Origin of the sequence: uncultured Desulfosarcina sp. (assembly GCF_963664155.2) — a bacterium.
In the GTDB taxonomy this organism is placed as follows: domain Bacteria; phylum Desulfobacterota; class Desulfobacteria; order Desulfobacterales; family Desulfosarcinaceae; genus Desulfosarcina.
Genome location: NZ_CAXXXH010000001.1, coordinates 3,767,353 through 3,787,843, shown reverse-complemented (window position 1 = coordinate 3,787,843; position 20,491 = coordinate 3,767,353). Strand labels below are relative to the sequence as shown.

Here is a 20,491-nt window from a genome sequence, read left to right as displayed (position 1 = left end):
CAACGGTTCCCCAATAATTCAGTGATAAAAAAACAACTTATGAAAAGTAGGGAAAAACCCTCTCCGGGTCAAGCAAAAAATATGAATGCCGTCACCGATCCTTCCTTCCGCCTCATCCGATCGCCGGTCGAACTGAAACAATTTGTCGACCGGATCAGTCATGAGAAAATCCTTGCCGTGGATCTTGAGGCGGACTCCATGTTTCACTACCAGGAAAAAGTCTGCCTGGTGCAGATGGCCGGCAACGGTGAGAATGTGGTCATCGATCCCCTTGAAGTCAACGACCTTTCACCCTTGGCCCCCATATTCATGAACAAGGACATCTGCAAGGTGTTGCATGGTTCGGACTATGACGTACGTTCCCTCTACCGCGATTTTTCTATCGAGATCAACAACCTGTTCGATACTCAGCTGGCCAGCATGTTCATGGGCGAACGGGAGACCAGCCTGGGGGCAGTGGTCAACAAGAGGTTCGGCATTCAACTGGACAAACGCTACCAGAAAAAAGACTGGTCTCAACGCCCCCTGCCCGACGGCATGATCGAATACGCTGCATCAGACGTGTATCACCTGATCCCGCTGGCCCGTCTGCTCATGGATGAATTGGAAGAAAAAGGGCGTCTGAACTGGGTCAAGGAGGAGTGCGATTACCTGTCCGAGGTCAGACCGATGGAAAACGGCGGCGATCCGTTGTTCCTTCGGTTCCGCGGCGCCGGTCGCCTGCCGCGGCGCAACCTGGCCGCACTGGAGGGGCTGTTGCAATATCGCCGGGAACTGGCCGAAAAAAAGGACCGTCCCCTGTTCAAGGTTTTTTCCAATACCGCCATGCTGAAAATCGCCACCGACATGCCCGAAAGCCCTCAGGCCATGGAGTCGGCCCACTGCCTGAGCACCAAACAGATCCGTATTTACGGCAAATCATTAGCTGCCATCGTAAAAAAGGCCAACGCCATGGATGCAAAGGACCTGCCCACCTATCCGCGGAAACGGCGGAAACCTGTGTCACCCACGGTGCCCGAACGGATCAGGGCCATCAAGACCTGGCGCGATCAGTTGGCCGACCGGTTGGATATCGATCCCACATTGCTGTTCAATAAAGCCCTGATGACCGCTATTGCCGTTCACAAGCCTTCGGATATCCCGGGTCTGCGAGAGGTCGAGGGTATCCGCAACTGGCAGGTGGAGGCCTTTGGCGTGGAGGTCCTGAAAACCTTATCCGCCCTGCCCTGAAACCATACCATCGACGTTGATTGGCCCCTGTCTATCAGCAGGCCTAAGCATGCACCGGCAAGGTTTTTTTTCGGTGGAATGATCTTGCGCAGTCATCCAACCCGCGGATTGGGCTTTCAACCTCGAATACACGGCGGGTCATGGATCAGGCGGCAGCATCCGACAAACCGGCGCTGATCGGCCGTCATAGCGAATCAGTGCGCCGCCGCCGGACCGCCCCATGGCGCAGTTGACCACGATCGTCTTCCCAAGGCTTTCCACACCGGCCTGTTCGTGAATATGCCCGCAGATGACCAGCGCCGGTGAACAGCGGTCCACCAGCCGTCTGACGGCCCGGCTTCCCGCGTGGAATTTACCCAGCACCCGATCCCTGATGCCGTAAGGCGGGGGGTGGACCACCAGCACACTGTAGTCCTGTAACATGGCGGATACCCGGGTCACGGCTTCCGTCTCTTTGAAGCCTAATCGGGAATGAAAGGGCAGCGGCAGGGTGCCCCCGATGCCGACAAAATCGACGCCGCCAAAACGTGCCGCAGACAGATGAATGGATCGGAGCCGCGGAAACGATTGCAGTCGTCGCCCTATATCTCGGCAATCACTGTTTCCCCGGATGAGCAGCACCGGTAAATCCAATCGACTCAATCCATCAAGCATGACATCCGGCTGCCGGCGCCTTGAGATGTCCCCGGCCAGGACCAGCAAATCCGGCCGGTGGATGGTGACCTGCTTTTCAATACTTCGAATCCGTTCTCCATGGCCGTGGATATCGGCTGCAGCATAAATCAGCATCTTTCGGTTCACCTTTCCGCAGAAGCGATCGACGATGGGTTAATCTATAATAATTGCCTTGACAGGTAAACGGATTTGATGAAATCAGAATGAATCGTTGTCATTCCTTTCATTCGGCAGGCGGAAAGCAATCCCATGTCCCTGAGACGATTTTTTATCGCACCGGAAATGGTCAACCATCCGCACCCGGAAATTTCCGGCTCGGATGCCGGCCACATCTACCGGGTGCTTCGCCTGTCCGCCGGTGATATCGTGGAACTCTTTGACGGCACCGGAAACGGATACCTGGCGCAGATCGTTTCGGCTTCCCCCAAGCGGGTTTCATTCATTATCAAGGAGTCGTTTCCGATGCTGTCCGAATCGTCCGTCCAGATCTCCATGGCCCAAGGAATTCTCAAGGACCGCAAGATGGACGACCTGATCCGTCAATTGACTGAACTGGGTATCGATCGCTGGATGCCTTTTTATGCAGCCCGGTCGGTACCCGTGCCGGGCAAAAAAGGCATGGTGACGAAATTGGAGCGATGGGAGAAGATTGCCATTGAAGCGGTCAAGCAGTGCCGGCGCGGACAGGTTCCCCAAATAATGCCGGCAGGCAATTTCGACGATATGCTGACGGCATCGGCCGACAGCGATCTCAAAATCATCTTCTGGGAAGGCGCACCGCAGGCGTTTGAAATTCCGGGAACGGCTCCGCCCCAGCCAAAAAAAATAACGGTTGTGATAGGCCCGGAGGGCGGCTTCGAGCCGGGCGAAATTCAGCGGGCCCGGGAGCACGGATTTTTCACTACGGGTCTGGGCCCCCGTATTCTTCGGGCGGAGACCGCCACCCTGGCCGCCTGCACCCTGGTGCAGTATCGCTTTGGAGATATGGGCATCACCCAGTGACCGCTAACGGAAACGATCCTGAACCGGAGAAAAAAATGAGTCAGCCCCCCTGGCAGATCCATAATCCTGAAGGAACCTTTCGCGTCATCGTCACCAAAGCGCTTCCCGGCCGACGATGGCTTGATATTCTCATCGCTGCCGATTGCCGCATCGAAGTCTGCCACAGTACAGCGGTTCTGGACACCGAAACCATCAAGGCGGCCATCGGCAGCCGATGTGACGGTGGCATCGGACAACTGACCGAACCGTGGAATGAAACCCTTTTCGATGCGCTCAAAGCCGCCGGAGGCATCGCATACAGCAATTATGCCGTGGGCTACAACAACGTGGATCTGGAGGCGGCCACCCGGGCGGGCATTCCGGTAGGCAACACGCCGGGCGTGCTCACCGAAACCACCGCAGAGATGGCCGTGGCCCTCACCTTCGCCGCCGCACGACGGGTGGGGGAGGCGGAGCGATACCTGCGCGCCGGTCGCTACACCGGCTGGCTTCCCGACCTTTTTTTAGGGACCCTGCTGCAAGGCAGAACCCTGGGAATCATCGGCGCCGGCAGAATCGGTTCGGCCTTCGCCCGAATGATGGTTCAGGGCCACGGCATGCAGGTGATCTATCATGACCTTGCCGCCAACACCGGTCTGGAATCATTTGTCGCCGGCTACAATCGCTTTCGGGTGACCCAACACCAATCACCCGTGGTCTGCCGTCGTGCCGCATCCGTCGATTCGCTTCTGGAAACGGCGGACTGTGTAAGCATTCACACGGTGCTGGACGAAACCACCCACCACCTCATCGATGCCCGGCGGTTGGCGTTGATGAAACCCGATGCCATCCTGATCAATACCAGCCGCGGCCCGGTGGTCGATGAAGCGGCTCTGGTCGACCACTGTCGCCGCCATCCGGATTTTCGCGCCGGGTTGGATGTGTTCGAACACGAACCGGAGACGGCCCCCGGCCTGGCCGAATTGGACAACGTGGTCATTGTGCCACACATCGCCTCGGCCACGCGCTGGACTCGGGAAGGCATGGCCACCCTGGCGGCCTGCAATGTGGCCGGCCTCCTCAGCGGGTACCCGCTCTGGCAACAGCCGGGCATCCTGCCCTTTCTCGAAGACGATCCGCCCCACGCCATTCCGAGCATCGTCAATGCCGGGGCGCTGGGATGGCTCGGGAAACGGGAATAATTTTTCCAATCGCATGTCCATCGGGTATGGCCGCAAACCAACCATTGAAAATTTATCGTTGACAAGGTAACCGTTTAGCCATGGAAAAGGTCGACCCAACCATCTACGAGGGTTATATCAAAGCCCTCACGGACATCAGCCGGGCCATTACCTCGGATCTGTTTCTGGAAGATCTGCTCAAACTCATCGTCATGGTCACGGCCAAGGTCACCGGTGTGGAAATATGTTCCCTGTGGCTCATCGATGAGAATGAAAAGCCGGCTAAAATAAGGCTCAAGGCTACCCAGTCCATCGATCCGGAATACATCAAAGACCGCTCCCTGAATCTCAACGAAGGGGTTGTCGGGGTTGTGGTCACAACCAAACGCCCCATCACCATCAAAAACGTGCTTTGCAGCAAACGATTCAAAGAAAAGGAGATGGCCCGCAAGCTCAAGTTGATCTCTATGGTCGGAGTTCCGCTCCAGCTAAAAAATGAGAAAATCATCGGTGTGCTTAACTGCTTTACCGCAATCCCGCATACGTTCTCCCATACCGAGATCAACCTGCTGACGGCGGTAGCCAACCAGGCAGCAGTGGCCATCATGAATACGGAGTTGATGCTCAAGGCCAAGATCATCCAGGAGGAATTGGAAACGCGCAAGCTCATCGAACGGGCCAAGGAAATCCTGATTCGCCGACGGAGCCTGGATGTCAACAGCGCGTTTCGGTGGATCCAGAAGCGAAGCATGGATAGCCGCAAATCGATGCGCGAGGTTGCCGAAGCAATCTTGCTGTCAGAGGATTTGGGATACTACTCGAGCATTCCCCACGCCCTGAAAAAAGAAAATAAATAAGTTATACTTAACTTCATTATTGACATTAACCATTTCCGCTGATATCGGTCAGTCAAAGAATGATTGGCGTTGCACACAACGGTGTGTGCAATGGCTATACAACCGACAAAGGCGTCCGTTGTCCTGTATCAGGGGAAGGATGCCTTTTTGCGCATTTGATAAGGCGGCGCTTCCTCAGCGAGGAAACGCCGCCTTTTTTATTGGTTTCTCAAAAAAAACATGGATGGCCGGGATTCGAATGGTTCGAATTGCGGTTGAACTCTTAACGGTTGAGGAATGGAAAAATGAATCTTCAGAGACCCAATGCAAACGAGGCACTTGAAACAAAAAATCGTTCCCGCAATGTCGCCCCCCAGTCGGGGATATGCAGCCGATGCATCGACGGTTGCAAAGGCAACTGCGATCTGTTCCGCGCCACATTTCGAGGCCGGGAGCTGCTGTATCCCCAACCGTTCGGCAGCATCACCGCCGGTGCCGACAAGGATTATCCCGTTGACTATTCCCATCTGAACATCAATGGCTATGCTTTGGGCGCACAAGGAATCGAGCCGAACCCGGATATGGCAACCTTCCCCAATGTGGACACGGAAACTGCCTTCGGCGTCGACAGCAAGGTGAAAATGAAGGTACCGATTTTCACAGGAGCCCTCGGCAGCACGGATATTGCCCGTAAGAACTGGAAGCATTTTGCCATTGGGGCGGCCATCAGCGGCATTACCCTGGTGTGCGGGGAAAACGTATGCGGGATCGATCCGGAGCTTGAATTCAACGCCAACGGGAAAGTGGCCAAATCGCCGGAAATGGATCGCCGGGTCAAAGAGTACCGTCGGTATCATGAAGGGTACGGTGACATCCTGGTCCAGATGAACGTGGAAGACACACGCAACGGCGTGGCGGAATACGTCATTGAGAAGCTCGGGGTCGAAACCATCGAACTGAAATGGGGCCAGGGGGCCAAATGCATCGGCGGTGAAATCAAGGTCAACTCGTTGGAGAGAGCCATTGAACTGAAAAAACGCGGCTATATAGTGACCCCGGATCCGGAAAGCCCGGCGTTCCAGGCTGCCTTCAAGGCCGGTCCCCTGAAACAGTTCGAACGGCACTCGCGATTGGGGTTCATTGATCAGGCAGGGTTCATGAAAGAAGTGGAACGGCTGCGCCAGATGGGCGCCAAGCGGGTCACCCTGAAGACCGGTGCCTATCCTATGCGGGAACTGGCCATGGCCATCCGCTGGTCCAGTGATGCCAAGATCGATCTGCTGACCATAGACGGGGCGCCGGGCGGCACGGGCATGAGCCCTTGGAGAATGATGTGCGAATGGGGTGTTCCATCCATCTATCTGCATTCCATGGCGTACGAACTGTGCGACCGCCTGGCCAAGCAGGGAAAACCGGTACCGGACATCGCCTTTGCCGGCGGCTTTTCATCGGAGGATCATGTGTTCAAGGCGCTGGCCCTCGGTGCCCCCTATTGCAAGGCCGTCTGCATGGGGCGGGCCCTGATGATTCCCGGTATGGTCGGAAAAAACACAGAGCGATGGTTGCGGGGCGAACAGGGCGGGCTCCCGTCGACGGTATCCGCGTTTGGATCGACCAAGGAAGAGATCTTCATGAATTATGAAGTGCTCAAGGAAAAATACGGCTCTGAAGTGGCCAATCTTCCCCTCGGGGCAGTAGGCATCTTCAGTGCGGTGGACAAGATCAAGGTCGGCCTCCAACAAATTATGGCCGGCGCTAGAAACTGGAAGGTGGAATACATTTCCAGAAACGACATCTTTTCGCTGACCGACGAGTGCGCAAAGGTAACGGGAATTCCCTATGTGATGGATGCTTACCGGGAGGAGGCCCTCCGGATCATCGATGCTTGATGGGCTTGGCTCACAGAAAGCACGAATGCCCACACGGGGCGGTACCCTACCGCCCCTTTTTTATTTCATCAGTCATACTCATATTTTGCATATTTTTTTAGTATCAGTTATATAAATAAATTATACCTTTTTCCAATTTTTCGTGGATGATTAACCACATCGGGTCAATCGATACCTTAAACGAGGCCGCATGATTGTAACTGAGACCCCGATCCCCCCTGAATTCTATTCCCATTTCAAGCTGTTCCACGAAATGATGGCCATAAAGGTGAAGGAAATCCTTTTGGTGTCAAGCCCATACGATGCCTTCATCATGGAGGAAGATGGCAGTCTTGCATCTCGTATAATAAATGAATACAGTGGGTTGAACTTAAGCCACCCGCCACGAGTCACCCAAACCGCCTCGGCATTGGAAGCCCTTTCGATTCTTGGGCGGAAAAAGTTTGACCTGGTCATTACCACACCCCAGCTGGAGGAGATGGATGCCTTTTCCCTATCCAAAAAGATCAAGCATGCCCACCCAACCCTGCCCGTCATTCTGCTGAGCCATACGCCCCGAGGCGTTTTTTCCGCTGCCTGAGAACAGAGATTGCAGCGGCATCGACAAGGTCTTCATCTGGTCAGGCAATTCGGATCTGCTCCTGGCGCTGGTTAAAAATACCGAAGATCATCTGAATGTGTCCAACGATACCTTGAATGCCAAGGTTAGAGTATTGATTCTGGTGGAAGACTCACCGGTCTACTACTCATCGTTCCTGCCGCTGATATACAAAGAAGTTGTCAAGCAGACCCAGGCCGTTCTCGGTGTCGGTCTGAATGAAGAACATCGGTTGCTGAGGATGCGTTCCAGGCCTAAAATACTATTGGCCAACACCTATGAAGATGCATTAACGCTCTATGGCAGGTACCGATCCTATCTGCTTGGAATCATCTCCGACACCCGAATCCCAAAAAATGGCACATTGACTGAAAACGCCGGTTTTCTGCTGCTTTCCCAAATTAAAAAGGACATTTCGGATCTGCCGATGGTGCTGCTCAGTTCCGAACCGGGAAACCGCAACCTCGCCATGCGCATACCAGCGGTGTTCCTCGACAAGAACTCCCCCCACCTGCTGTCCGAGCTGCACGATTTTTTTATGAACGATTTGGGTTTCGGGGATTTCATCTTCCGCAAACCTGACGGAACGGAAATCGCCAGGGCCGCAGATCTTCGATCGCTCCAGGCGCAGCTGCCACGGATACCCGATGAATCCTTATGGTATCATGCCCGGCGAAACCATTTTTCCAGTTGGATCATGGGCCGGTCCGAAATTGCCCTTGCGTCTAAATTCAGAGAGGTCAAGGCCAGTGATTTCAATGATGCCGAATCCTTGCGTGGCTACATCATCTCCAGCATCAATGACATGCGTAAATGGCAGCAAAAGGGCGTCGTCGCCAAGTTCAACAAGAAATCCTTCGACGCGGAAATAATGGATTTCGTCAAAATCGGCCATGGCTCATTGGGCGGCAAAGCGCGCGGCCTGGCCTTTATGGCCGCACTGTTGCACCAGAACATGGGGATTTATGAAAAGTATCCCGACGTCCACATCAGGATTCCCAAGACACTGGTTATCAGCACGGACAGTTTCGAGGCGTTCATTCAGATGAACAACCTGAAAGGGTTGGCCAACCAGTCGGTCCCCGATGAAAAGATAAAGGAACGTTTTCTCAGCGCCGAATTGCCGGATCGACTGGTCAGCGACCTAAAAGTCTACCTGTCACAGGTCAACACCCCCCTTTCCATACGTTCTTCCAGCCTGCTGGAGGATGCCCAATTCCAGCCCTATGCCGGGTTGTATAAGACGGTTATGATCCCCAACAATCATTCTTCGTTCAGCAGACGGCTCGATCACCTCTTGACGGCGGTAAAAATAGTCTACGCATCCACGTATTACGAAGGTCCCCGGGCCTTCGCCAGATCGACGTCCAACAACCCCCAGGAAGAGGCAATGGCCGTGATCGTCCAGGAACTTGCCGGCGACGCCTACGGCGATTTTTTCTACCCCGCTATCTCCGGGGTGGCCCAATCTCACAATTTCTATCCGATTGCGCCGATGATGCCTGAAGAAGGCATTGTCCATATTGCCCTGGGACTTGGAAAAACGGTGGTCGAAGGGGAGAAAACCCTTCGGTTTTCCCCCAAGTATCCGACTATTCTTCCCCAGTTCTCGATGGTCGATGATATCCTGAAAAATTCCCAGCGCCATTTTTATGCTTTGCAGATCAGCAACTATCCGGAGACGCTGAACTTCGAACGACACGGTAATTTGAAAAGACGGGATCTGAATGATGCCCAGAAGGAATATCCCGTCATTTCGTTGGCCAGTACCTATGTCCCCGATGAACATCGCATCCGGGATACCAGTACCGTAAATGGTACCAAGGTGCTGACCTTCGCCCAGGTTCTCAAATATGGAACTTTCCCGCTGCCCGAATTGCTCATGGACATGCAGGACCTGGGGAAAAAAGGGATGGGGTGCCCGGTGGAAATTGAGTTTTCGGTTAACCTGGGTTCACCTACCGGGAAAAAGACCGTTTTCAACTTCCTCCAAATCAGGCCCATGGTGGCAGGCAATGACCGTTTCGAGGTTCAGATCGATTCCGAGGATATCAGCAAGGCGGTCTGCCGTTCCCGACAGGCTTTAGGAAATGGGAAAAATGAGGAAATCGCAGACGTCATCTATGTAAAACCGGATGCCTTCAAGGCGGAGGCGACTGTTCAGATGGCAGCCGAAATCGGCCAGATGAACGCCGATTTGATCAAATCAAATCGCCGATACCTGCTCGCAGGCCCCGGACGATGGGGGTCCTCCGACCGCTGGCTGGGCATCCCGGTTCAATGGCAGCACATCTCAGGGGTAGGGGCGATCATTGAACTGAGAAATGACAAATTGAAGGCCGACCCATCCCAGGGATCTCATTTTTTTCAGAATATTACATCACAGGGCGTTTTTTACATCACGGTCACCGAAGGCTCGGAGGATTTTTGGGATTGGCACTGGCTCAATGGGCTTCCGGTAATTCGGGAAACGACCTTTATGCGACATGTCCGTCTGGATCGCCCCATGACCATTAAAATTGACGGGAAAGCGTCCCGATGCGTCATGATCAAACCCGATTGAACCGCCATGGCCAGCAGCAGCCATCGCTGCTAAGCCGTCCGCGTTTCTCCGGTTCATGTTTCACCAGGCAACATTTCTTTCGCAAACTCAGTGAGCGTTTCCATTCATCAACATTTTAAAAGGAGGTATTTATGTCAGACATCCTGAAAACGATCGAAGCCAGAGATCCCGCTGAAAAGGAATTTCAACAAGCGGTACACGAGGTCATTGAGTCGGTCAAGCCGGTTTTGGATCGAAACCCTGAATATCGGCACAACGCTGTTCTTGAAAGAATCACGGAACCCGAACGCGTGATCATGTTTCGGGTACCCTGGATGGATGATCAGGGAATGGTGCATGTCAACCGGGGATTCAGAATCGAAATGAACAGCGCCATCGGTCCCTATAAAGGAGGGCTTCGTTTCCACCCCTCCGTCAATTTGAGTATTCTCAAATTTCTGGCCTTCGAACAGGTATTCAAGAATGCACTCACGACCTTGTCCATGGGTGGGGGAAAAGGAGGTTCCGACTTCGACCCCAAAGGTAAATCCGACAATGAAGTGATGCGGTTCTGCCAAAACTTCATGGCGGAACTCTTCCGCCACATCGGGCCCAATACGGATGTGCCGGCAGGCGATATCGGTGTGGGTGCCAGGGAAATCGGTTTTCTTTTCGGCATGTACAAAAAGCTGCGCAACGAGTTCACCGGAGTGCTCACCGGCAAGAGCCTGGGGTGGGGTGGAAGCCTGATCCGACCTGAAGCCACCGGCTACGGCGCCGTCTATTTTGCAGCGGAAATGCTGGCCACGCGCAATGATACCCTTGAGGGCAAGACCTGCCTGGTTTCGGGTTCAGGAAACGTAGCCCAATACACCGTTGAAAAAATCATCGATCTGGGCGGCAAGGTGGTCACCCTTTCGGACTCTTCGGGCTACATATTCGACGAGGAAGGCATCGACCGGAACAAACTGGACTACGTCAAACGCATTAAGAACCTCAGAAGAGGCCGAATTCGGGAATATATCGATAAGTACTCGGCGGCGGTCTATACTGAAGCGGATTCCACCCTGGGCCACAACCCCTTGTGGGACCATGCGGCAGATTCCGCATTCCCCTGCGCCACCCAGAACGAGATCAACGAAAATGATGCCAGTAATCTGATCCGCAACGGTGTGACGCTGGTGTGCGAAGGGGCCAACATGCCCTGCACCCCCGCTGCCATCGACAATTTCCTGGACCAGAAAATCCTCTATGCCCCGGGAAAAGCGGCCAACGCCGGCGGAGTTGCCGTTTCCGGACTCGAAATGGCCCAGAACAGCATGCGGCTCAACTGGCCCCGAGAAGAGGTCGAAGAACGTCTAAAAATCATCATGAAAAGCATCCACCAAACCTGCTTAGATGCTTCAGCGGAATATGGAGAACCGGGAAACTATTTTATCGGTGCCAACATTGCCGGCTTTGTAAAAGTGGTCAATGCCATGCTCGATCAGGGACTGGTATAAAGAGATTTCCGCCCTTCGCGGAGTCTCACGGGTGCGCCGTGGGCAAAGTCGAATGGCCTGCTCGCACAATGCACCGGACGGTTTTCCGCTGGGAGTGCCTTTCTGAGGATGTTGCAAGGCCTCTCCCAGCGGAATTCCAGACCGCCGCCTTAAAGCGGTGGGCGGCAATTATCCTCTCCACTCCGTATCATCCACCGTGGTCTTGAAATCGGGCTCAATCACATCGGGCAGCTCTTCTCCGGCAACGGCAAAAATGTCTTTATCGGACGGAATACCCACGAAGACCAGCCGATTTCTGGGGCATTTTTTGGCTGCCGTCAGGCCGGACGCCAGATTTTCTAAAGTGTAGTTGTCGTAATTGATGGTGGACAGGTTATTCTGCACGGTAAACATTCCCGATGTCCGCTCACAGGCCCGGCAACCCAGACAGCCCACCTTGCAGACCGCCTTGACGTCCTTTCCGGCATCGTGGTTGGAGCATTCCACCACCAGCATCCGCTCTCTTTTGAAGGGCGCCATGGTGATGATGTTGCGGGGGCAGACCTTGGCACAGGCACCGCAGCCCACGCACTTGTCGTAATCCACACGGGCCAGTCCATCTTCAATATGGATCGCGTCAAAATTACATGCCCGGGTGCAGTCCCCAAACCCTAGACAGCCATACGTGCATCCCTGGACATCGGTCACCAGGTTGGCCGGCCCGCAGCGCTGCTCACCGATGTAAGGGCTTCGCCCCAGCCGATCGCCGGTGTGGGCGCCGCAGTGGATCACCGGACGCCAGGGATAGCCCACGGCGACCTCGACACCCATGACTGCTGCCAGCGCTTCGGCGCAGCTTTTACCGCCCACGGTACACAGGTTTACCGCTGCATCGTCCAGCACGATGGCCTCGGCATATTCACCGCAGCCCACATACCCGCATCCGCCGCAGTTGGCACCGGGAAGCACATCGATGGCGGCATCCACCCGCGGGTCCACGTCCACATGGAAGGCCCGGTTGGCCCATCCTAATACGAAGGACAACACCAGTGCCATGGCGAGCATGGTCGTCGCCGCCAGTCCTAAAATTACCCAAGCCATGATTCCCCCCGTCGACGATTGGCAACACCCCCAACCGGTGTTGAAGGCACATGAATGTTCGGCGCCTGTGAAAGGCGCTTGGCTTGCTGCGATGCCGGAACAGTGGTTGTTTGCGTTGCCGCCGGCTTTGCGGTCATGACCTCCCGCAGCCCCGAATCGACGCCGGTGAACCCCATGAAGGCCATGGCCAGAATGCCTCCCACCACAAGGGTGATGGCAGCCCCACGGAAGGGTTTGGGCACATCGCACATCTCCAGCTCTTCACGGATGCCGGCCATGACGACGATGGCAATGGTGAACCCCACGCCGCCGAAAAAAGCCAGCGCCAGGGCTCTCCCCAGGTCCCACCGATCCGCCGGGTTGTCGACCCCCACCACATGGCTCATGATGGTCAGGCAGGCAAAAAGAATAGCGCAGTTGGTGGTGATCAATGGCAAAAACACGCCGAATGCCTTGTAAAGCAGAGGAAAAAACCGGCGCACGTACATCTCTACAAACTGGACGGACGCGCTGATGGCAAAAATGTAGACGATGTAGCTCAAAATCGTCAGGTCCACCCGGGCGGCTGCGTCGGCCGGCATGAACAGGCTCGCCGCCAGCCGGGTGACCGGTGCGCCGGGCATGAGCACGAAAGTGGTGATGGCCCAGGAAATGAAAGCGGCGATGGTGATGACGAAGGTTACCGCCGCGCCCATGCCCACCGCCATTCCCACATGCCGGGAGACGCCGATGAACGGGCAGATACCCACGAAATAATAAAGGACGAAGTTGTTGATCAGAGCCGCCCCTAAGGCGATGAACAGGATATCGATGAGATAATTCATAGAGAGCCTTTTATGCTTTCTTTGTGGCGTCCTTACGGGCGCTAATCCAGTTGACCGTTCCCAGCAGCAGGCCGAAGGTGAGAAACGCGCCGGGAGGCAGCACCATGATCACCCAGTCCGGCCAGACCGCCGGCATGACCCGCAGCCCGAAAAGACAGCCGGTACCCAGAATCTCCCGGATGGCGGCAATGCTGACCAGTGCCAGACCGAAGCCCAGACTCTGGCCGATGGCATCGGCCGCGGCAACGACCGGGCTCTGCTTGGAGGCCACCACCTCGCAGCGGCAGATGATGATGCAGTTGACGATAATCAGCGGGATATAGGGTCCCAGGGTTTTGCTCATCTGGTAGAGATAAGCCGCCAACACCCGGTCCGCGATGGTGACGAAGGTAGCGATGGTCAACGTGAAGACCACGATGCGCAGATGCGGCTTAAGCAGGTTGCGGATCAGGCTGATGATCACGTTGGCGCAAAGCAGGACAAATCCGACGGCCCCGGCCATGGTGACGGCCGCCATAAGGCTGTTGGTCACCGCCAGGGTGGAACATAATCCCAAGAGCTGGCGATAAACCGGGTTCTCCGGCAGGATGCCTTGGATAAACCGCTCCGTGGCGGTCGGTTGGTCAGCCATTTTCCCTGCCCCCCTTTTCGGAAGCGACCGGCTCCGCGGTCAGCGGTTTTCGCAGATCGCCGATGGCCGTATTGATCATGGCGGTCACCCTTTTGGACGAAATCGTGGCGCCGGTCACCGCATCGATTTCACCGGGCTGATCGGCGCCGGTTTTAACCACCACCAACGCACGGTCTGCCGGCGCGCCGATGAACTGGCCCCGCCATTTGTCGGTAATAATCTTGTTACCCAGTCCGGGAGTCTCCTTCTGATCCAGGACAAACAACCCGGTGATGGTCGTCAGGTCTGGGGAAAGCCCCAGCAGCAGCTCGACGGCGTCTGCATACCCCTGGCCTTTGGTTTTCACCACCCACCCTTTCAGGACACCCTGGTAGCGCGCCGCGTAAACACTGTAAAATTTATCCCGCTGCGGCTTTTTGACGGTCACCTGCCGGGGAACGATCTCCAGGGTCTGGTCTTCACCGGCCATCTTGGCGGCTAAGGCCTTTCCCAGCACCAGCTCGGGAACCTTTTCCAGGGTCTCATTGTTTTTGTTGCGCTCGATCACCGGCCCCAGAACCAGTTGCACACCGGCCAGAGAAACGCCGAACCCCACGGCCAATACCAGAACCAGCCAGGCCTGAACGAGATTGCTCGATCGCCATCCGCCAGCGGACTTATTTTTTTCATCGTCGATATTCATAGCATTAAAATTCCTACATCAAGATGCGCAGGAGAAAAGTAGTTACTTGTCGGTATACTTTACCCTGGAAGCGGTAGCTTGTGGTTCAGGCCAAGGCCGCAGCGAAATTGAAACCGCAGGCGTAGCAGCGCTACGTCGAGGATAGCGCTGAAGCTTCACTGCGTGCTCAATACAACGAGAACGCCGGCCTGGGCCGCGCAAGATGCCGTTTCCAATTATTGACCACCAAAGGGCGTCGGTATGGTCCACCGATTGATCAGCGGGGTCAGGGCGTTCATCAACAGCACCGCAAACATCACCCCTTCCGGGTAGCCGGAAAAAAGGCGCAGCAGCATGATCAGCATGCCGATGCCCAGACCGAAAATAAATTTACCCTTGGGCGTCAAGGGGCTGGTAACCGGATCCGTGGCAATAAAAAACGCCCCGAAAAGCAGCGATCCGCCCAGGATATGGTGCAGCACCGTCCATCCGTCCGCAGGGCCGGCAAAATCGGCCATTCCGCCGACCACCAGAACGGCCAGGAGCATCCCCGCCGGGATCTCCCAAGAAGCGGTGCGCCGGATGAGCAGATAAAGTCCCCCCAGCAGGCAGGCCACGGCACTGGTCTCACCCAAACTGCCGTTGGTGGTTCCCCAGAAGAGGTCGGCCAGCGGTGCGACCACGCCGTTCATCTTATAGGCGTTCATGGGGGTGGCCTGGGAAATGGCGTCCACGACGCTGCGCGCGTCTTCGAATCCCGATGCGGCCAGCGCGCCGGCAAAGGAAATCATGACGAATGCCCGCCCGACCATGGCCGGATTGAACAGGTTCATGCCCAGCCCGCCGAAAATGATCTTGCCGATGCCGATGGCCACGAAGGCGGCGATCCCGCCCACGTACCAGGGTGCGGTGCCGGGCAGGGACATGGCCAGGATGATGCCGGTAACAACGGCCGAGCAGTCTTTCAGGGTCGACGGCCGCCCGCGCATCTTCACGAAAAGCAGTTCCGCCAGCAGACTCCCACCCAGGCAGACGGCCAGCTGGAACAGGGCGAAGCCCCGGAACACAAAAAGGGACATGGCCACCACCGGCGCCAGGGCGATCAGCACGTCCACCATCATCCGTCGGGTGCTGGATGAGGTCTGAACCAGATGGGGAGACGGCGATACATGGATCACCGGCGCTGCCGGTTCGGTTTGTTCAATAGAATTCACTTCAGGATTCACTTCTTTTCCCTGCATGTTTGCATTATTTTCCATGGCCGCGTTGTCAGCCCCGGTCCGCTGCCGCCACCCGAGCCTTTCCGGCGCGGATTAACTGAACCAGGGGAATGTGGGCCGGACAGGTGTAGGCACAGGAGCCGCACTCGAAACAGGCCATGATATTGTATCGACGCGACAGGGAGATGTTCTGATGCCGGGAGGCCATGGCAATTTTGGTGGGGACCAGCCGCATGGGGCATACATCCACGCACTTACCGCAGCGCACACAGACCGTCTCCTCGCCGGCCGTCACTTCATCCCCGTTCATCACCGTAAGCCCACTGGTGCCTTTGGTGACCGGGGTGTCGAGATTGGTAAAGGCGAATCCCATCATGGGACCGCCAGCGACCATACGGGCGGCATCGGGCCTCAGGCCGCCGCAAAAATCGACCAGTGCGCCGAAGGAAACGCCGATGGGGGCCAGCACGTTGGACGGATTGACGATGCCGCCGCCGGTGACGCTGATCACCCGATGCGTCAGGGGCTTTTTGTGAATCACGGCCCGTGCCACGGCAGCCATGGTGCCCACATTGCTGATGGCCACCCCCACATCCGATGGCAATCCGCCCAGGGGCACCTGGCGATTGATCACGGCCTGGATCAAATGTTTTTCACTGCCCTGGGGGTATTTGGTTTTTAATACGGCCACCTGAATGCCGGTGCCTGCCGCCGCCTTTTTCAATGCCGCGATGGCCGGCGCCTTGTTGTCCTCGACACCGATGACGATGCATTTGGCCCCCAGGCTGCGAGCCGCCAGCAGAGCGCCGGTAACGATTGGGGCCGGTGCCTCCACCATGAGCCGGTAGTCGGACGTGAGATAGGGCTCGCACTCGCAGCCGTTGACGATCAGGGTGTGAATGGGTTTCTTGTCGCTGGGCATGATCTTCACATGGGTGGGAAAGGCCGCCCCGCCCAGGCCCACCAGTCCGGCATCATTGATATTGCGGCTGATCTGGGCCGGATCGTAACCATCCAGCCCCGTGCTGGGCCAGTCGCCGCCGAAAATGTCTTCCCACAGCGCCTGACCCGACGGGATCTCTCCTTGCGCTTGGATGGGCAAGGTATCCATGTGCCGGCCATTGGCCAGGGTCACCCGCATCGGCCGCTGGACAATGCCGGGCACCGACGCATGCAGCGTGGTGGAAACAAATGTGGTGCCCTTTCCGATGGTTTCTCCCCACGCTACCGTCTGGCGGGGTTTGACCAGCGGTTCACACGGGCCGCCGATGTTCTGGTGAAGGGACAACACTACTGCATCCGGCGTGGGCATCACCCGAATCGGCGCATCCTTGGACAGCGCCTTGCGATCCGGCGGATGGATCCCGTGGGCAAAGGTGCCGCGGCCTTCAAAGCCATGGAGTTTCAGTGCCATGATCGCGCCATGAATTTCATTTTTTTTGTATATGTCATTTTCATCATCCCCAAATACAAAAAAGATTTCCGCAACAGAAATCTTTCAGCAAACCGAGCGTTCCACCTTTTTTTGAATTTATGTTCTTTTCTGTGGGTAATGTCAAGCCCCAAAATATCCCCCGGGCCATATTGAGGACCCGCCGGCAGTTGATGTTCTGAGTTCTCTCCGAGTTCACACCGATGGCGATGATAGCGAATGGTTTCCGATGTTGACGGGCGGCCGTTGAAGGGATATTATTCGAACAGATAATGAGAAATAAGCTTATTCTCCCGACCATCTATAAAAGTAATCCAGGAGGTTTTGCGTGCCGGAAAGTCCCCCCCCCCATAAAATTCTTGTTGCAGTGGACGGAAGCGAGCAGTCGCTACGGGCCATTCGTTATGCCGCCGGCGTTTTTCCGCCGGATCGAACTCACATCGTGCTCTTCCATGTGCAAGTCCAATTGTTCGAGCTTTTTTCCGATCTGGATGCTTACCCTCACTACAAAAGCCGGGTAACCGGCCTGAAGCGATGGGCCACCGAGCAGAAAATGGAAATCTCGAACACCATGGACAGTGCCATGGTCTATTTCAAGCAAAAGGGCTTCCCCGAATCGGCCATCACCGTCAAGACCCCTGCCAAAAAACTGGGAATTACCCAGGATATCATCAGGGAATCCTACGATGGATACCATGCCGTTGTCGTGGGGCGAGTCGGGTGGAGCCGGTTCAAAGACTGGCTGATCAAAAGCACGGCCATGAAACTGGTGGCCAAGATCAAGCACATTCCCATCGTGGTGGTGGGAGGCAAGCCCGATGCCAAAAACCTGTTGGTTGCCTTTGACGGCACTCATGGGGCCATGAAGGGCGTGGTGTGCGTCGGCGCCCTGGTCGGCGCGTCGGGACACGAACTGAAGCTGTACAGCATTATCGGCAGCGAAAAAAAATTCTGGCCCGGAGACAATGCGTATTTCGCGATAGACAATTGCACCAGTCGGATTGTAACCGGGAACCTGGAAATAGGCGAGCAATTGGAAGAGGCCCGCACCCGGCTGTTGGCCGAGGGATTTCCTTCGGAGCGAATCGCCCTTAGAATTCATGCCGTGGACCGGGACCGGGCCACCCACATCGTTAAGGAAGCCAAAGAAAATAATTCCGGAAGCATTGTCGTCGGCCGCCGGGGGCTGGTCACGTTTATCGATGAGTTCTTCATCGGACGGGTCAGCGACCAGGTACTTAAACTGGCCGACGAGTTGGCGGTGTGGGTGATATAGGGATCGATTTCGACATTTTTCTCATCTGCTTTTCAACACAGGCCGGACAGCAGCCGGAGGCTGTCTGGAGTTTTCCTTTTTTTAGATGAATACGCTTCGACCGGCTGCCATTTCGACAGGCGTTGCGGGTTGATGATCCGTTCTGTTTCAGCCTTATTTCAGTCCGGCCAGCCGACTTTCCGGCAATTTTCCCAAATCCGCCATCACCTTGCCCAAATCCTCGGCAGTAAAGGGCTTGTGCAGAATAGCGTTTACACCCGCCTCGACAGCGGCCTCATTGTCCTGTGTCTCGTTCTGGGTAGTCACCATGACAATGGGCAGGGTGGTTTTATCGAACTGGCGCCGAACCTCCCGGATCAGTTCAAGGCCATTGATGTGGGGCATGTTCAAGTCCGTGAAAATAAATTCCGGGGGTTCGGATTTGACAGCTTTCAAGGCTTCGGCAGGAAATTCGAAGAGTTTCGGTTCGCAGCCCAGGCGGTGCAGAATACCCCGGTAAATATTCAGGATCATCTTTGAATCGTCTACAGCAAAGACCTTCAGGGACGGCGAAGCGCCGCTGCAAACCTTCTCACTGACCCTGGCAGCCAGGCTATCGTGGCCGTTTTTCTCCATGAGTCCGACAAAATGGGCACGGACATCCGGGTGGGCCTCCCGGCACAGAAAATCCACAGCGCAGGTCTGAAAAGGCGCCTCCTCCAGAAGCCCTAGGAAAATCGTCTCACAGCCGGCATTGAGCACCGTTTCGGTGACCTGCCTCGTCTCTTTAGCCCCGGCCCGGATCAGGTTTTTCAAACCGGCGGCCAGCATCGTGTTGTAATTCCGGTCGATCGCAGCCGCAGCGGCCGCCCGCACATTTTCCACCGGGTCGGACAGGCCCTGGGCCAGGGCCACCGCTCCCTTTTCAACCGGAAGCAGTCCCAGTGCCTCATATGCGGCAAAGCGCACGTTGGCGTCTTTGGGTTCGTTGTGCAGCAGCTTGCGGATAGGCACGATAGCGCTCTCGTCCGCAATCTCTCCCAGCACATTGAGGGTATGAATGAGAAGATCCGGATCGTCGTGGAGCAGGTTGCTGATCAGGATGGGCACGGCCTTGCCTCCCATGTCCCGCATACGCTGTTTTGCGGCATTTCGCAGATGGGCGAAATGGGAGGATAGTGCTTCATTTAGCCGTTCGATAGCCGCAGGACTTTGGTCGGCGGTGAAAACATCCATGATCATGATGTCCAGGTCCGAATCAGCCCCCAGTTTTTCCGCCAGCCGCTGGAAGGCAGTCGGCGTGGCCAACTGCCCCAGGGCATAGATGGCGGCGATGGTCAGCTCCAGGCTGCCCGAGTATAGATATTCCGATATGGGGGTGGTAGCCGCCGTCTCGCCGATCATTCCCAGTGCCGCGATCACCGCCTTGATGACCAGCTCGTCCTCATCTTCGTTGAGGATGCCCATGAGCTGAGGGGTCCCCTCCTCCAGACGGATTTCACCGGCCACCTCCACCAGCACTACCCGGTTTTCCCGCTTGACCTCCCGCGTGAGCATGGCGAGAAGCATATCCGGATGGTACATGGATTTGGCGTACAGAATCTCCTTTAGCTGGGGATAGCTCCGGGCCAGGTCCCGGTGTTCGGCCACCAGATTGACAATCAGCGGAATCGTAAAGGCGTCATCAGCTCGGTTCAACTCAAAAAGAGCCATCTTGCGGACGCTGTCGTCGACGGCACCGATCTTGGACAGCACCAGTTTGGCCTTGATCATATCCTTTTCCCGGATATCGAATCGCAGCTCTTCTATGAAATCCCTGGCATTTATTTCCGGCATGGTCGGTTCGTCCTTTCTGACAACAACACTAAGGCGTTATGTAGCTATTCATTAAAAATAATGGCGTTTGGGTGGTAGCGCATGTGACACGGTAAAGGTATTATCGCCGCATTTGGTC

17 protein-coding genes are annotated in these 20,491 nt (G+C 55.9%); 9 read left to right on the top strand and 8 right to left on the bottom strand.

What is annotated here, in order from left to right; genetic code table 11:
* Nucleotides 1-81 precede the first annotated feature (81 nt).
* Nucleotides 82-1,230 carry an HRDC domain-containing protein gene (locus ACHZBS_RS17285; RefSeq protein WP_319407767.1) on the top strand — a complete coding sequence of 383 codons (1,149 nt, stop codon included), beginning with the start codon at nt 82-84 and terminating at the stop codon, nt 1,228-1,230.
* Between the two features lie 138 nt (nt 1,231-1,368).
* On the opposite strand, the gene ACHZBS_RS17280 is transcribed toward ACHZBS_RS17285, so the two are convergent.
* The gene (locus tag ACHZBS_RS17280; protein WP_319407766.1) at nt 1,369-2,019 is read right to left on the bottom strand and encodes a metallophosphoesterase; all 651 of its coding nucleotides are present in this window, start codon (nt 2,017-2,019) and stop codon (nt 1,369-1,371) included.
* Between the two features lie 135 nt (nt 2,020-2,154).
* Between ACHZBS_RS17280 and ACHZBS_RS17275 the strand changes: the two genes are divergently transcribed.
* From ACHZBS_RS17275 to gdhA, 7 genes are all read left to right on the top strand, one after another.
* Entirely contained in the window at nt 2,155-2,907 is a 753-nt protein-coding gene (locus ACHZBS_RS17275; RefSeq protein ID WP_319407765.1) for a 16S rRNA (uracil(1498)-N(3))-methyltransferase, read from the top strand.
* A gap of 35 nt (nt 2,908-2,942) precedes the next feature.
* Nucleotides 2,943-4,088: an NAD(P)-dependent oxidoreductase gene (locus tag ACHZBS_RS17270; RefSeq protein ID WP_319407764.1), complete on the top strand. Its 1,146-nt coding sequence runs from the start codon at nt 2,943-2,945 to the stop codon at nt 4,086-4,088.
* A gap of 80 nt (nt 4,089-4,168) precedes the next feature.
* Nucleotides 4,169-4,924, top strand: coding sequence for a GAF and ANTAR domain-containing protein (locus ACHZBS_RS17265; RefSeq protein ID WP_319407763.1), 756 nt, complete (start codon nt 4,169-4,171; stop codon nt 4,922-4,924).
* A 284-nt stretch (nt 4,925-5,208) separates the two neighbouring features.
* Complete coding sequence (locus ACHZBS_RS17260) at nt 5,209-6,792, top strand: FMN-binding glutamate synthase family protein (protein WP_319407762.1); 1,584 nt, start codon at nt 5,209-5,211, stop codon at nt 6,790-6,792.
* Between the two features lie 190 nt (nt 6,793-6,982).
* Nucleotides 6,983-7,372 (top strand): response regulator, encoded by a 390-nt coding sequence (locus ACHZBS_RS17255; RefSeq protein WP_319407761.1) that lies wholly within the window; start codon nt 6,983-6,985, stop codon nt 7,370-7,372.
* A gap of 97 nt (nt 7,373-7,469) precedes the next feature.
* Complete coding sequence (locus ACHZBS_RS17250; protein ID WP_319407760.1) at nt 7,470-9,953, top strand: PEP/pyruvate-binding domain-containing protein; 2,484 nt, start codon at nt 7,470-7,472, stop codon at nt 9,951-9,953.
* Nucleotides 9,954-10,084: 131 nt separating this feature from the next.
* A complete protein-coding gene (gdhA, locus tag ACHZBS_RS17245) occupies nt 10,085-11,434 on the top strand; it encodes an NADP-specific glutamate dehydrogenase (protein WP_319407759.1) in 1,350 nt (449 codons plus the stop codon).
* A gap of 168 nt (nt 11,435-11,602) precedes the next feature.
* On the opposite strand, the gene ACHZBS_RS17240 is transcribed toward gdhA, so the two are convergent.
* The 6 genes from ACHZBS_RS17240 to rsxC all read right to left on the bottom strand — a co-directional run bounded on the left by ACHZBS_RS17240 (nt 11,603) and on the right by rsxC (nt 17,264).
* The gene (locus tag ACHZBS_RS17240; protein WP_319407758.1) at nt 11,603-12,514 is read right to left on the bottom strand and encodes an RnfABCDGE type electron transport complex subunit B; all 912 of its coding nucleotides are present in this window, start codon (nt 12,512-12,514) and stop codon (nt 11,603-11,605) included.
* Complete coding sequence (locus ACHZBS_RS17235; protein WP_319407757.1) at nt 12,502-13,338, bottom strand: Rnf-Nqr domain containing protein; 837 nt, start codon at nt 13,336-13,338, stop codon at nt 12,502-12,504. Before ACHZBS_RS17235 ends, ACHZBS_RS17240 begins: the two co-directional genes overlap by 13 nt.
* A 10-nt stretch (nt 13,339-13,348) precedes the next feature.
* Entirely contained in the window at nt 13,349-13,969 is a 621-nt protein-coding gene (gene rsxE, locus ACHZBS_RS17230) for an electron transport complex subunit RsxE (protein ID WP_319407756.1), read from the bottom strand.
* A complete protein-coding gene (locus tag ACHZBS_RS17225) occupies nt 13,962-14,651 on the bottom strand; it encodes an FMN-binding protein (protein ID WP_319407755.1) in 690 nt (229 codons plus the stop codon). Before ACHZBS_RS17225 ends, rsxE begins: the two co-directional genes overlap by 8 nt.
* Before the next feature lie 215 nt (nt 14,652-14,866).
* Nucleotides 14,867-15,889, bottom strand: coding sequence for an RnfABCDGE type electron transport complex subunit D (locus ACHZBS_RS17220; protein WP_319407754.1), 1,023 nt, complete (start codon nt 15,887-15,889; stop codon nt 14,867-14,869).
* 10 nt (nt 15,890-15,899) lie between these two features.
* Nucleotides 15,900-17,264: an electron transport complex subunit RsxC gene (gene rsxC, locus ACHZBS_RS17215; protein WP_319407753.1), complete on the bottom strand. Its 1,365-nt coding sequence runs from the start codon at nt 17,262-17,264 to the stop codon at nt 15,900-15,902.
* Between the two features lie 346 nt (nt 17,265-17,610).
* Between rsxC and ACHZBS_RS17210 the strand changes: the two genes are divergently transcribed.
* A complete protein-coding gene (locus ACHZBS_RS17210) occupies nt 17,611-18,558 on the top strand; it encodes a universal stress protein (RefSeq protein WP_319407752.1) in 948 nt (315 codons plus the stop codon).
* A 153-nt stretch (nt 18,559-18,711) separates the two neighbouring features.
* Here the strand turns inward: ACHZBS_RS17210 and ACHZBS_RS17205 are convergent, their stop codons facing one another.
* The gene (locus ACHZBS_RS17205; protein ID WP_319407751.1) at nt 18,712-20,373 is read right to left on the bottom strand and encodes a HEAT repeat domain-containing protein; all 1,662 of its coding nucleotides are present in this window, start codon (nt 20,371-20,373) and stop codon (nt 18,712-18,714) included.
* Between the last annotated feature and the right edge of the window lie 118 nt (nt 20,374-20,491).

What these genes read in the sequence shown, in the direction of transcription:
- ACHZBS_RS17225 (WP_319407755.1), bottom strand. Translation starts at nt 14,651, where the DNA reads ATGAATATCGACGATGAAAAAAATAAGTCCGCTGGCGGATGGCGATCG.
- ACHZBS_RS17240 (WP_319407758.1), bottom strand. Translation starts at nt 12,514, where the DNA reads ATGGCTTGGGTAATTTTAGGACTGGCGGCGACGACCATGCTCGCCATG.
- ACHZBS_RS17255 (WP_319407761.1), top strand. Translation starts at nt 6,983, where the DNA reads ATGATTGTAACTGAGACCCCGATCCCCCCTGAATTCTATTCCCATTTC.
- rsxC (WP_319407753.1), bottom strand. Translation starts at nt 17,264, where the DNA reads ATGGCACTGAAACTCCATGGCTTTGAAGGCCGCGGCACCTTTGCCCAC.
- ACHZBS_RS17265 (WP_319407763.1), top strand. Translation starts at nt 4,169, where the DNA reads ATGGAAAAGGTCGACCCAACCATCTACGAGGGTTATATCAAAGCCCTC.
- ACHZBS_RS17285 (WP_319407767.1), top strand. Translation starts at nt 82, where the DNA reads ATGAATGCCGTCACCGATCCTTCCTTCCGCCTCATCCGATCGCCGGTC.
- rsxE (WP_319407756.1), bottom strand. Translation starts at nt 13,969, where the DNA reads ATGGCTGACCAACCGACCGCCACGGAGCGGTTTATCCAAGGCATCCTG.
- ACHZBS_RS17220 (WP_319407754.1), bottom strand. Translation starts at nt 15,889, where the DNA reads ATGGAAAATAATGCAAACATGCAGGGAAAAGAAGTGAATCCTGAAGTG.
- ACHZBS_RS17205 (WP_319407751.1), bottom strand. Translation starts at nt 20,373, where the DNA reads ATGCCGGAAATAAATGCCAGGGATTTCATAGAAGAGCTGCGATTCGAT.
- ACHZBS_RS17270 (WP_319407764.1), top strand. Translation starts at nt 2,943, where the DNA reads ATGAGTCAGCCCCCCTGGCAGATCCATAATCCTGAAGGAACCTTTCGC.
- ACHZBS_RS17280 (WP_319407766.1), bottom strand. Translation starts at nt 2,019, where the DNA reads ATGCTGATTTATGCTGCAGCCGATATCCACGGCCATGGAGAACGGATT.
- ACHZBS_RS17260 (WP_319407762.1), top strand. Translation starts at nt 5,209, where the DNA reads ATGAATCTTCAGAGACCCAATGCAAACGAGGCACTTGAAACAAAAAAT.
- ACHZBS_RS17275 (WP_319407765.1), top strand. Translation starts at nt 2,155, where the DNA reads ATGTCCCTGAGACGATTTTTTATCGCACCGGAAATGGTCAACCATCCG.
- ACHZBS_RS17235 (WP_319407757.1), bottom strand. Translation starts at nt 13,338, where the DNA reads ATGAATTATCTCATCGATATCCTGTTCATCGCCTTAGGGGCGGCTCTG.
- gdhA (WP_319407759.1), top strand. Translation starts at nt 10,085, where the DNA reads ATGTCAGACATCCTGAAAACGATCGAAGCCAGAGATCCCGCTGAAAAG.